This is a genomic window from Nocardia transvalensis NBRC 15921, assembly GCF_000308875.1.
In the GTDB taxonomy this organism is placed as follows: Bacteria; Actinomycetota; Actinomycetes; order Mycobacteriales; family Mycobacteriaceae; genus Nocardia; species Nocardia transvalensis.
Genome location: NZ_BAGL01000049.1, coordinates 20564 through 31800 on the forward strand (window position 1 = coordinate 20564; position 11237 = coordinate 31800).

Genomic DNA, 11237 nt, shown 5'->3' on the forward strand with positions numbered 1-11237 from the left:
ACGGGAGGGGAGTGCGCGGGACAGGGGCGCTCAGCGGGGCTGGGGTGCGGACTCCAGGGGCAGGCCCGCGTCGCGCCAGGCGACCACGCCGCCGTCGAGGCTGGCCGCGTCGTAGCCTGCGCGCCGCGCCAGCGCCGCGAAGCGCAGGGAGACCTCGCCGACCGGGCAGACGAACACCAGCGGGCGGGAGCGGGAGAACGGCATGCCCTGGGTGAGCATGTCGTCGAGCTGGTCGTCGCGGATGTTCAACGCGCCCGGCACATGCCCGATGCGGTAGGCCATCGCGCCGCGGGTGTCGACGATCGTCGGGCGGGCGGTGGCGTCGAGTTCGGCCAGCGCCTCCGGCGACAGCGCCGGCACCGCCGCGATCTCCTGCGCGGTCGGAGGTTCGGTGCGGCGGGCGCTGCGGCCGAACAGGTCCGGGCGGCGTTTCCTGATATAGGACAGATACGGTTCGATCCGGTCGCACACGATGAACACCGCCACCACCGGGGTATCGGTCGCGATGGTCGAATAGTCCAGGGCGCCCAGGAAATCCAGCGTCGCGGCATAGGTGGCGCCGCTGGTCGGCCCGGCCAGCACCCCGTAGCCGGTCGCCAGCTCGAGGGTGGCGTCGATGGCGCGCCCGGACTCCACGGCGAGGACGCTGTCGTAGAAGTCCGGCCGGAACAGGCCCACCTCCCACATCTCCGTCTCCGACCGGATACCCGGAATGAAATCCGAGCGCTCCGACACCACCGCCAGCGCCCGCAGCTCCGGATTGTGCTTGCGCAGATACGAGGCCGTGCCGCGGGTGGAGCCGGTGGTGCCCAGGCCGCCGACGAGATAGTCGACGCGGTGGATGCCGTCGCGGGCCAGGTCCTCGTGGATCTCGCGGCCCGTGCCGTGATAGTGCGCCTCGATATTCTTCTCGTTGGTGTACTGCGACGGATGATGGTATGCGCCAGGGTGTTTCGCCATGGTCGCCTCGATCACCGAGTACACGTCGTTGGGTGTGGTCGGATCCGGGCACTCCGACAGCCCGGGCAGCTCCTCGATCTCGGTGCCGAACAGTTGCAGCAGGTCGCGCACCTCCGACACCTTGATCCGGTTGGTGACCGCCCGCAGCCCGATGCCGTGCAGGGCGCCCAGGATGCGCAGCGCCTTGGCGGTATTGCCGCTGGAGGCCTCGATGAGGGTCTGCCCGCGGTCGGTGATGCCGTCGAGTTCGTCGCGGATCATGCCCCACGCGACGCGGTCCTTCACCGACCCGAACGGGTTGCAGGACTCCAGCTTCGCGTACAGCTCGACATTCGCCAGCCCGTGCACCGCCGGATCCAGGCGCAGCAGCGGGGTGTTGCCGATGAGGTCGGTGATGTGGTCGTAGCGCATCACGGCCTCCCGTCGAGACGGCGGGCCGGTTCGTAGTCGACGTCACGGCACACCTGGAACGCGCCCGAGCGGTGGGCGACGGCCAGTTTCGGCGGCAGCGGATGCATCGACGCGCTCGCCGCCGACAGATCGGAGTGGTAGGCGGCGGTATTGGGGAACACCACCAGATCCCCGGGCCGGGGCCGCTCCGCCAGCCACACCTTGTGATTGGTGATCAGATCGCGTTCCAGGCACAGGCGCCCGGCGAAATACACCCCGACCGGTTCGGTCTGGTCGCCGACCGGCCGCAGCGCCGGCACGGTATCGCCGGGGCGGGCGGCGGCGACGGCGTAGACGGGACGGGCGGCGTCGCGGTGCGCGTCGCTGCGGACGACGATCGGGTCCACCATCACCTCCTGATCGGCCGGGGTGACGGTGTCGCGGCTGAGGTCGAGATTGACCAGCACGCTGCCGTCGGCGGCCCGTTTGACGAATTCGACGCGGGCGACGGTGATTCCGGCGTGGTCGACCAGCGACTTCCCCGGCTCCAGCCACAACTCCAGCAGATTCTCGCCCGCGACCTGCGCGATCGTTCGCCCGCCGTGCGCGTCGAGCGGGGCGCGCAGCAGATCGTCGAGCATGCGGGTGGCCGGCACGGTGTTGGCGTACTTGTGGAACACCGGGGTGCCGCGCACGCCGGTATCGTCGAGGTGGAAGCCGAAGGTGTTGCCGCCCCACGTCATCGGCTCGCCGCGGCCCAGCAGCGCCTCCCGCAGCGCGGCGACGTAATGGTCGAAACGGTCGGGATCGGCCGTGAAGACCTGCCGGAACCCGCCGCCGATATCGAGCACCGCCGGCGTCAGCCCGTACCCGTAGGCGGTCTCGATCAGCTCCAGGCACGCCTCCACCGCCCGCACCCGTTCGGCGGGCTCACCGGAGTCGATGTGGAAGGCGAAGCCGCGCAACGCGATCCGGGCGCGATGCGCCGACAGCACCCGCAGCGCCTCCTCCGCCTCGTCCAGCGGGATCCCGAAGCGGCTGATCGCGCTCGCCGCGAACCCTGAGAGGCGCAGCAGCACCGGCACTTTCGCGCGCTCGCCGGTCAGCTCGGCGATGCGCCGCAACTCCCAGAGATTGTCCACGTTGACGGTGACCGCGGCGTCGATCAGCTCCCGCAGGAACGATTCCCCCTTGGGGCCGGTGACCTCGATGCGCATCGGGCCGAATCCGGCGTCGACCGCGGAGGCGAGTTCCTGCGGAGAGGCCACGTCGACCGAGATACCGGCGTGCTCGGCGGTGCGCAGGAACGCGCGCGACCGGTTCACCTTGTGCGCGTAGCAGATCCGGTGCCGGGGCAGCCGCCGGTCGAGGACCGCGCGCAGCCGCCGCAGGTTCTCGGCGAACACCTGCGGGAACACCAGATGCGCGGGGGAGCCGAAGCGGACCAGGGCGTCCTCGGCGGCGCCGGGCGTGTCGAGGAAGGCGCGTACCAGCGGGTGGATCTTCGCCGGTAGCGCGGGGACCGGGGAGGTCATACGGCCGTTTCCGTGCCGCGGGAGCCGGCGGGCTCGGCGAGGGCCGGGTTGTAGCCGCCGTCGCGCAGCGCCTCGAACGCGCGATGGCGGTTGCGGGGGCTGCGGAACTCCGCCACCACCCGCTTGCCGATCAGATCGATGTCGTGCACGCGGATCTGCATGGACTCCAGCACCCCGGTGATGGTGCGCACGCAGTGCTTGCAGTTCATATCCGGCACGTAGAACACCTGATCCTCGGCGGTCAGGTCGCCGGGGCCGGGCTCGTCGTCGCCGCGCACCTCGGTCACGGTCAGGCGGGGGACGATCGCGCAGAACAGCTCCACGAACCGGTCCACCACCACCGGCAGGACGCTGTAGTGGCCGCCGTCGACATGGTGGGGCATCGCGGCCAGGCAGGCCGGGCGGGTGCCCGGGGGCAGCAGCGCGTACTGGCGGGAGATGAGGTCGAGTTCGTCGTGGTACTTCTCGATCGCCGCCGCCACCGACAATCCCTCCGAGGTGGTGGCGCGCCGCATGACCCGGTGCGCGTCGGAGATGGTGGCGTCCTTCATCGCGCGCAGCGTCGCGACCGTGTCGGCGGTGTAGCGGACGGTGCCGTCGCGCTGCACCGCGACCGTCACCGGGATCATGCCGCGCCGGTAGGTCGAGGCCTGTAGCTCCCAGAACCAGCGGGTCGCCACCGCGCCGAACAGCCCGGAATCGCGCATACCGCGCGCGAATTCGACCGGCGTGCGATACGGCGTCCAGCGGGCCAGCAGCGCGTGCTGGGCCAGCGCGCGGCCGGTCGCCTCGATCCCGACCCGGAAGATGTCGAGCGGGTCGTGGTCGGTGGTGGTGCCCGCGAGCACCGCGAGATCACGCGGCCCGATCGCCGAGATGCGGTCGGCCAGAGCGGTATCGGACGCCAGCGCGTGCCACAGCCGCAGCACCGCCTCGCGCATGGCGATCGGCACGATCGCGCCCAGGCCCCCGGCGTGGAAGTGGCCGGTGTTGGGGATGCCGTCGGAATCGGTCCAGGCGATGCGGTGGGTGGCGCTGGTGACCTGGTCGGCGCGGCACGGCCGCATGAACCGCTCCAGATACAGCCGCTGCGACAGCGTCAGATGACTGTTGGGCTCCGAACGCACAGGCGCGCACGTGTATTCGATGCGGCGCGGAACCGGTCCGGGGGCCTCGGCGAACAGTCCGGGCCGGGCCAGGCCGGCCAGGACGCGGGAGGCCGCGCGCCGGTCGTAGCGGGGTGGGGCCTGGTCGGTTGTCATCGGACCTCCGTGGCTATGGTGTGGATACACCGCACGAATCGGTCGATCTCCTCGGCGGTGTTGTACAGGTGGGTGCTCACCCGTACCGAATCGTCGTCGGCTGAGGCGCCGGAGCGGGGCGGGACGCAGTGGGCGCCGGTGCGGACCAGGAATCCGAGTTCGGCCAGCACGAACCCCAGATCGGTGGCGCCGATCCCGGCGAGGGTGAACGACACGATGCCGTAACCGGTCGCGCACGGCGCGTGCGCGGGGCCCGGCAGGAACTCCAGGCCCGGCAGCGGCCGCAGGCCGTCGATCAGTCGCAGGGTCAGTGCCCGGTTGTGCCCGGCGATCGTGTCGAGCCCGACCTCGCCGAGGAACTCCAGCGCCGCGCCGAGCGCGAGGATGCCGGGAATGTTGTGGGTGCCGCCCTCCATCCGGTCCGGCATGCGCGCGGGCGCCAGGCCGGAATCGGTGTGCGTCACACCGGAATTGCCGCCGGGCAGGAACGCGGTGAGCTGATCGTGCACGCGGCGGGCGCAGTACAGCAGGCCGGTGCCGGGCGCGCCGAACATCTTGTGCGCCGAGGCCACCGCGAAATCCGCGCCGAGCGCGGTGACGTCCACCGGCAGGTGCCCGGCGCTCTGGCTGCAGTCGAAACACAGCAGCACCCGCGGATCCAGGCGCCCGCGGATCTCCTCGAGGGTGGTGAGCGCCCCGAACACGTGGTGCAGGTGGGTGACGGTGATCAGGCGGGTGCGGGTGGTGAGCTTGGCGGCGATGTCCTCGACATCGGCCTCGCCGAGCGCGGTGACCCGGTAGGGGACCAGCCGGATCTCGCGGCCGAACCGGCGCAGCATCGCCCGCACCTGCAGCCACGGATACACGTTCGAGGCGTGATCGCGTGGGCTGTAGAGGATTTCGTCGCCGTCGTCGAGATTCGCCAGCCCCCACGCCAGCGCCACCGCGTTGAGCCCGGCGGTGGCGCCCGCGGTGAACACCACCTCTTCGGGTGTGGCGCCGAGGAATTCGGCCGCCCGCGCGCGGACGCCGTCGATATCGCGGGCCAGCGTCGTCGACCACGGATAGGTGCCGCGCCCGGCGTTCGCGGTGCGGCTGCTGTGGTAGCGGCGGACCGCGTCGATCACCTGCTGCGGCTTCTGGGTGGTGGCGGCGCTGTCGAGGTAGACGTCGGTGGTCTCGGTCAGCGCGGGGAACATGCGCCGTACCGCCGGTGGCCCGGTGACGGCAGACCATGGCGCAGGTGACCGCAACGCCGCTCCCTTCGGGTCGTACGCTCCGACGACCCCAACGATACGCACTTTTCATGACGTGTTCGAAGATTCTCGCGGACAACAAGTTTCGGAGGACGGAATTCGGGCCGCCGTCACCGGGCCGGGACAGGGCGCCGGACGGCGGCCGGCACGGCGGTACCGTGTGGTCATGGCGCTGACTCCGGACGAACGCGACGAGTTCCTGACCGAACCGCACATCGGTGCCCTGTCGGTGGACGCCGGCCCCGGGCGCGGCCCGCTGACCGTGCCGATCTGGTACGACTACCTGCCCGGCGGCGAGCTGTGGTTCCTGACCGGGCTGGTGTCGCGGAAGATGGAGCTGATCAAGGCCGCGGGCCGGTTCAGCGTGATGGCCGAACGCGTCTCACCGACCGTCCGGTACGTGACGGTGGAGGGTCCGGTCACCCGCATCATCCCCGGCACCGACATCCTGCACGAGGCGATGGCCCGGCGCTACGTCCCCGCCGACAAGGTGGCCGGATATCTCGAGTTCGCGAACGCGAGCCTCGGTGAGCAGGTCGTGGTCTACATGCGCCCGGAACGCTGGCTGTCGGCCGATCTCGGCGGCTTCGAGAACTTCTGACCCGGACGGGAGTTCAGTTCCCGGCGGGATCCGGCCCGCCGGGATTGCAGCGCGCCGACACCGTGCCCTGATAGCCCGGGGCGGGACGCCACGGCTCCAGATTCCAGCTCGGCTTGTCCGGCGCCACCAGCCGCGCCCACTCCCAATGGCATTTGAACTGGTCGTACATGCCCGGCGAATCGGCGTCGGGGGAGCCGGCGAGCACCTCGCCCCACGCGCGGTCCAGCGCCGCCGGGAAGGTGTCGGCGCGCCCGGCCGAGCTGGGGTAGACGTGCAGGCGGCGGCCGTCGGGGTCGTCGGTCCACTCGACGCGGTCCACCAGCGCGACATCGGCGTACTGGTCGGTCGCGGGTGTCGTGGCGACCGGCCGCGCGGTCGGGGAGGCCGGGGCCTGGCGCGCCGCGGGAGTGGCGGTGGCGGCGGTGGTGGTCGTCGGCGGGCCGACCGCGACCGGCGCGGAGTCCTCGGAGGCCGCGCATCCGGTCGCCGCCAGCGCCGCGGCCAGCAGCCCCGCCCCACCGATCCGCCTGACACTGACACCGTGCCGCACCCGAACTCCTCGCTGTTGGTGCCCGTCTCGCGCCCGTCACGCTACCCGACCCCCGCAATTCGCTTGCTGCCGAGCCGGATGCGCAGCACGCCGGTGTCGCTCGACTGAACCGGATTCGCGCGCACGCCCCGTAAAGTAGGACGGGTGGCCGCACAGCTGACCAAGGGGCAAGTCGACCGCCTGTCCGTCGACGACATCGTCGTGTCCGTCCGGCACGGTGAACCGACCGACGTGTCGGCGCTGTTACTCAACGCCGGCGGCCGGGTGCGCGGCGAAGGCGATCTGGTCTTCTACAACCAGCCCACCGGTGCCGGCGTGCGCCTGATCCCCGGCCAGGCGTCCCTGTCGATCGGGCTGCGCCAGCTACCGCCCGATATCGAGCACGTGCGCGTCGCCGTCTCGCTCGAGGACGCCCAGGGACGGTTCGGCGACCACGCGCCGCCGCAGGTCCGCATCGACGACGCCGCCGGAAACCTGCTGTACGAGTACGTGATCGAGGGCCTGGGCCCCGAGTCGACGGTCATCGCCTTCGACCTGGACCGCACCGGACCCGACTGGCAGGTGCGGGTGCTCGGCCACGGCTATCCCGCCGGATTCGCCGCCCTGGTCACCGCGCACGGCGTCCACATCGGCGGCGCCGAGGCCGAACCGGCGTATCTGGGCCCGGCGGTCCTCGACCCCGGCCAGGAGGTCGCGCTCCACGAGATCCGCAAGGGCGAGCTGAAGATGGTCAAGATGGCCGTCGGCTGGGACCCGATGAAGGTGCACGGCCCGCGCGGCCTGCGCGAACTCGAGATCGACCTGGACGCCTCGGCGTTGCTGTTCGTCGGGCAGAATCTGGTGGATGTCGCCTTCTACCAGCAGCTCTCGTCGCGCGACGGCGCCGTGCGGCATTCCGGCGACAACCTCACCGGCGAGGGCAAGGGCGACGACGAGGTGATCACCGTCGACCTCGGCCGCGTCCCGCCGCAGGTCAACACGCTGATGTTCGTGGTGAGCTCCTACGGCGGGCACACCTTCGAACGCATCCGCAACGGCTACTGGCGGCTGGTCGACGGCTCCAACAACACCGAACTCGCCCGCGGCAACCTGCGCGGCGGCGGCGCGCACACCGGCATGGTCGTCGCCAAGGTGTATCGCGAGGACGGCATCTGGCGGCTGGCCTCCATCGGCGCTCCCATCCAGGCCGGCCATCCGGTCGAGGCGGTGCAGCAGGTGTCGCCGTACCTGTAGCCCCGCCGCGCACACGACACGTAGGAACGACATGACTTCACCGGCAGTGAAATGCCTTGTCTGGGAACTGGACAACACGCTGTGGGAGGGGGTGGTGTGCGATTCGACCAGCGGCGCGCTGCGGCCGGACGCGGTGCGGGCCCTGCGCGCGCTGTCGCGGCGCGGTGTCGTGCACGCCGTGGCCAGCCGCGGCGAATGGGCCTGGACCACCGACAAACTGCACCGCCACGGCCTGCACTCCGCCTTCGCCGCGGTCGAGATCGGCTGGGGCCGCAAATCCGCCGCCATCCGCCGCATCGCCGACCGGCTGCACATCGCCCTCGACGCCGTCGGCTACCTCGACGCCGAACCCCTCGAACGCAGCGAGGTCGGCCACGCCCTGCCGCAGGTCCGCTGCTACGCCTCCCGCCACGTCGACGTCCTCACCGCCCTCCAGGAATTCCGCGCCCCCGTCACCACCGCGCCCCCGCCCACATCCCCCATGGGCTTCGCCCACATCGCCACCCGCTGACCCCACCCACACCTCACCCGCGCACCCCGAGCATTCCCGCACCCCCTGCGTACTCCCGCACCCGTTTCCGTGCGCTGGAGAGGGTGCGGGAGTGCGGAAAGGGTGCGTGAACGGCGGGGCGGGTGCGGGGAGTGGCAGCGCGTGCGGGGATGCAGTGGGTGCGAAATGGCACGGAGTGCAATCGGGGGCGGGTTCGCCGAGGGCGGTCAGGCTGTGTCGCTGCGGATTTCGACGATGGGGAGGACGAGGGCGGCGGGGGCGCCGGCGGGGACGACCGGGTGGTTGGGGCGGACGGGGGAGATGCGCTCGTAGCCGGCGGACTGAGGCGGGCGGGTGTCCTGTTCGCCCTTGTTCGGCCAGAGGGCGGCGGCCCGCTCGGCCTGGGCGGTGATGGTGAGCGACGGGTTGACCCCGAGGTTGGCCGACACCGCGGCGCCGTCGACCACGCTGAGCGTGGGGTAGCCGTACACGCGGTGGTAGGCGTCGATGACGCCGTGCTCGGCGTCGGCGCCGATCGGCGCGCCGCCGAGGAAGTGCGCGGTCAGCGGCACGTTGAACACCTCGCCCCAGCTGCCGCCGGCGGTGCCGCCGATCTTGTCGGCCACCCGGCGGGTCACCTCGTTCCCGGCCGGGATCCACGTCGGATTCGGCTGGCCGTGACCCTGTTTCGAGGTCAGCTTGCGGCCGAAGACGCCGCGCTTGGTGTACGTGGTGATCGAATTGTCCAGATGCTGCATCACCAGCGAGATGACGGTGCGCTCGCTCCAGTTCTTCACGCTCAGCATCGACAGCAGCGTCAGCGGATGCCGCAGCACCTCGAGGACGAACCGCAGCCAGCGCGGAATCCGGCCGCCGCCGTCGACCATGAGCGTCTGCAGCAGGCCCATCGCGTTGGAGCCCTTGCCGTAGCGCACCGGCTCCACGTGGGTGTCGGGCGTCGGATGGATGGACGAGGTGATCGCGACACCGCGGGTGAAGTCGCGGTCCGGATCCACCCGGCGGGTCGCCGCGCCGACGATCGACTCGGAGTTGGTGCGGGTCAGCTCGCCCAGCCGCGGCGACAACCCGGTCAGAATGCCCTTGTCGCGCATGGCGAACAGCAACTGCTGGGTGCCGCGGGTGCCGGCGGCGAGCACGACCTGCCCGGCGGTGAACGATTTCGGCGACTTGCGGAACCAGGCGCCGGTGCGCTCGGTGTCGACCTGCCAGGCGCCGCCGGTCAGCGGGCGCACCGCGGTCACGGTGGTCAGCGGGATCACCTGTGCCCCGGCCTGTTCGGCCAGGTACAGGTAGTTCTTCACGAGCGTGTTCTTGGCGCCGTGACGGCAGCCGGTCATGCATTCGCCGCATTCCAGGCAGCCGGTGCGGTCCGGGCCGACACCGCCGAAATACGGGTCGGCGACCGTCTTCCCGGCCTCGCCGAAGAACACCCCGACCGGGGTCTGCACGAACGTGTCGCCCACGCCCATATCGTCGGCGACCTGACGGAACACCTCGTCGGCCGGGGTGATGTGCGGATTGCGGACCACGCCGAGCATCTTGGTGGCCTGCTCGTAGTAGGGCGTCAGCTCCGAGCGCCAGTCGGTGATGTCGCGCCACTGCGCGTCGCGGAAGAACGGGTCCGGCGGCACGTAGAGGGTGTTGGCGTAGTTGAGCGAGCCGCCGCCCACCCCGGCCCCGCCGAGGATCAGCACATCGCGCAGCAGATGGATGCGCTGGATGCCGTAGCAGCCCAGCTTCGGCGCCCACAGGAACTTGCGGAGATCCCAGCTGGTGTCGGGCAGCTCGGCGTCGGCGAACCGCCGCCCCGCCTCCAGCACCCCGACCCGGTACCCCTTCTCCACCAGCCGCAGCGCCGTGACGCTGCCGCCGAATCCGGAACCCACGACGAGCACGTCGAAATCGGTGTCGGGCTGGGGCATCTGCCGCTCCTTGCTCGGGTCGCCTGTGACCTCCCTTACGTTACTACCGGGTAGATAGATGTGTCGTGCGGTACCCCCTACGTGTGGCAGTGTGGTCGGCTGGTAGGGCTCGCGCCGGCGGGCGATGGTCCGGAAGCACCGTTCACATCTGGATGCAGCGCTCTCTTTGTGGCATGGTGGAGCCATGGCCGCCACGACACCCCGGGCACGTGCCCGCGCCCGCACCATGGAAGACATCGTGCGCATCGGCCGCGAGCACCTCGCGGTGCACGGCGCGTCGGCGCTGTCGCTGCGGGCGGTCGCCCGCGATCTGGGCGTCGTCTCCTCGGCGGTGTACCGCTACGTCCGCAGCCGCGACGAACTGCTGACGCTGCTGGTCATCGACGGCTACACCGAACTGGCCGACACCGTCGACGCCGCCCTCGACGCCGCGCCCGCCGACCCCGGAGCGCGGCTGCGGGTCATCGGCCGCGCGATCCGCGACTGGGCCCTGCGCGAACCCGCGCGCTACGGGCTGCTGTTCGGCACCCCGGTCCCCGGGTACCACGCGCCCGCCGAGCAGACCGTCACCCCGGGCACCCGCGTCATCCGGACCCTCATGCACGTGCTCGTGAACGCCTACGACACAGGACATCTCACCGCGCCCGACCCGCTGCCGCCCGTCTCCCCGGCGATGGCCCGCGATCTGGCGCGCATCCGCGCGGAATTCGCGCTGCGGCCGCCGGATTGGGTTCTGGTCCAGGGCCTGTCGGTGTGGTCGGGGATGTTCGGCGCGGTCAGCTTCGACGTCTTCGACATGTACGGCGCCGACACCTTCACCGATCGCGGCGAGGTGTTCGAACGCCAGCTCGACAACCTGTGCGCGATGGCCGGATTGAGCCGCGCGGCAACCGGGTAGCCACTGGGAAGATTGGGCATTCGGCGCCGTCATCGTGCAGGATGTCACAACCCGACCCCGGGCATTCTCAGCGTATCCACAGCACGATGATGTGAGACTTGACGGCGAGATGAACGACG

The 11237-nt window shown here is 71.0% G+C and carries 10 protein-coding genes; 4 read left to right on the forward strand and 6 right to left on the reverse strand.

The genetic code is table 11. The annotated features are described in order from the left end of the window. Positions 1–30 precede the first annotated feature (30 nt). Genes ON41_RS14575 through ON41_RS14590 form a run of 4 tightly spaced genes read right to left on the reverse strand, consistent with a single transcriptional unit; the run spans position 31 to position 5346 of the window. A complete protein-coding gene (locus ON41_RS14575) occupies positions 31–1371 on the reverse strand; it encodes a pyridoxal-phosphate dependent enzyme (protein WP_040748160.1) in 1341 nt (446 codons plus the stop codon). Continuing rightward, positions 1371–2885 (reverse strand): alanine racemase, encoded by a 1515-nt coding sequence (locus ON41_RS14580; RefSeq protein WP_040748161.1) that lies wholly within the window; start codon positions 2883–2885, stop codon positions 1371–1373. The genes ON41_RS14575 and ON41_RS14580 overlap by 1 nt, the downstream gene beginning before the upstream one ends. Beyond that, on the reverse strand, positions 2882–4147 hold the full coding sequence (locus tag ON41_RS14585) for a heavy-metal-associated domain-containing protein (protein ID WP_040748162.1): 1266 nt from the start codon (positions 4145–4147) through the stop codon (positions 2882–2884). Before ON41_RS14585 ends, ON41_RS14580 begins: the two co-directional genes overlap by 4 nt. Next, complete coding sequence (locus ON41_RS14590) at positions 4144–5346, reverse strand: aminotransferase class V-fold PLP-dependent enzyme (protein WP_051161490.1); 1203 nt, start codon at positions 5344–5346, stop codon at positions 4144–4146. The genes ON41_RS14585 and ON41_RS14590 overlap by 4 nt, the downstream gene beginning before the upstream one ends. A 223-nt stretch (positions 5347–5569) precedes the next feature. On the opposite strand from ON41_RS14590, the gene ON41_RS14595 reads away from it, so the two are divergent. Further along, positions 5570–6004, forward strand: a complete 435-nt coding sequence (locus ON41_RS14595) for a pyridoxamine 5'-phosphate oxidase family protein (RefSeq protein WP_040748174.1) — start codon at positions 5570–5572, stop codon at positions 6002–6004. Between the two features lie 13 nt (positions 6005–6017). On the opposite strand, the gene ON41_RS14600 is transcribed toward ON41_RS14595, so the two are convergent. Continuing rightward, positions 6018–6554, reverse strand: a complete 537-nt coding sequence (locus ON41_RS14600; protein WP_063709882.1) for a DUF2599 domain-containing protein — start codon at positions 6552–6554, stop codon at positions 6018–6020. Between the two features lie 144 nt (positions 6555–6698). On the opposite strand from ON41_RS14600, the gene ON41_RS14605 reads away from it, so the two are divergent. Next, positions 6699–7787, forward strand: coding sequence for a TerD family protein (locus ON41_RS14605; RefSeq protein WP_040748163.1), 1089 nt, complete (start codon positions 6699–6701; stop codon positions 7785–7787). Between the two features lie 31 nt (positions 7788–7818). Then, positions 7819–8298, forward strand: a complete 480-nt coding sequence (locus tag ON41_RS14610) for an HAD-IIIC family phosphatase (RefSeq protein WP_040748164.1) — start codon at positions 7819–7821, stop codon at positions 8296–8298. A gap of 206 nt (positions 8299–8504) precedes the next feature. On the opposite strand, the gene ON41_RS14615 is transcribed toward ON41_RS14610, so the two are convergent. Continuing rightward, on the reverse strand, positions 8505–10220 hold the full coding sequence (locus ON41_RS14615) for a GMC oxidoreductase (protein WP_040748165.1): 1716 nt from the start codon (positions 10218–10220) through the stop codon (positions 8505–8507). A 184-nt stretch (positions 10221–10404) separates the two neighbouring features. Here ON41_RS14615 and ON41_RS14620 point away from each other — a divergent pair, with 184 nt between their 5' ends. Beyond that, entirely contained in the window at positions 10405–11118 is a 714-nt protein-coding gene (locus ON41_RS14620) for a TetR/AcrR family transcriptional regulator (RefSeq protein WP_040748166.1), read from the forward strand. Positions 11119–11237 lie beyond the last annotated feature (119 nt).

Coding starts and splice junctions, on each gene's coding strand:
- ON41_RS14575 (WP_040748160.1), bottom strand. CDS start 1,371: ATGCGCTACGACCACATCACCGACCTCATCGGCAACACCCCGCTGCTG.
- ON41_RS14580 (WP_040748161.1), bottom strand. CDS start 2,885: ATGACCTCCCCGGTCCCCGCGCTACCGGCGAAGATCCACCCGCTGGTA.
- ON41_RS14585 (WP_040748162.1), bottom strand. CDS start 4,147: ATGACAACCGACCAGGCCCCACCCCGCTACGACCGGCGCGCGGCCTCC.
- ON41_RS14590 (WP_051161490.1), bottom strand. CDS start 5,346: ATGTTCCCCGCGCTGACCGAGACCACCGACGTCTACCTCGACAGCGCC.
- ON41_RS14595 (WP_040748174.1), top strand. CDS start 5,570: ATGGCGCTGACTCCGGACGAACGCGACGAGTTCCTGACCGAACCGCAC.
- ON41_RS14610 (WP_040748164.1), top strand. CDS start 7,819: ATGACTTCACCGGCAGTGAAATGCCTTGTCTGGGAACTGGACAACACG.
- ON41_RS14615 (WP_040748165.1), bottom strand. CDS start 10,220: ATGCCCCAGCCCGACACCGATTTCGACGTGCTCGTCGTGGGTTCCGGA.
- ON41_RS14620 (WP_040748166.1), top strand. CDS start 10,405: ATGGCCGCCACGACACCCCGGGCACGTGCCCGCGCCCGCACCATGGAA.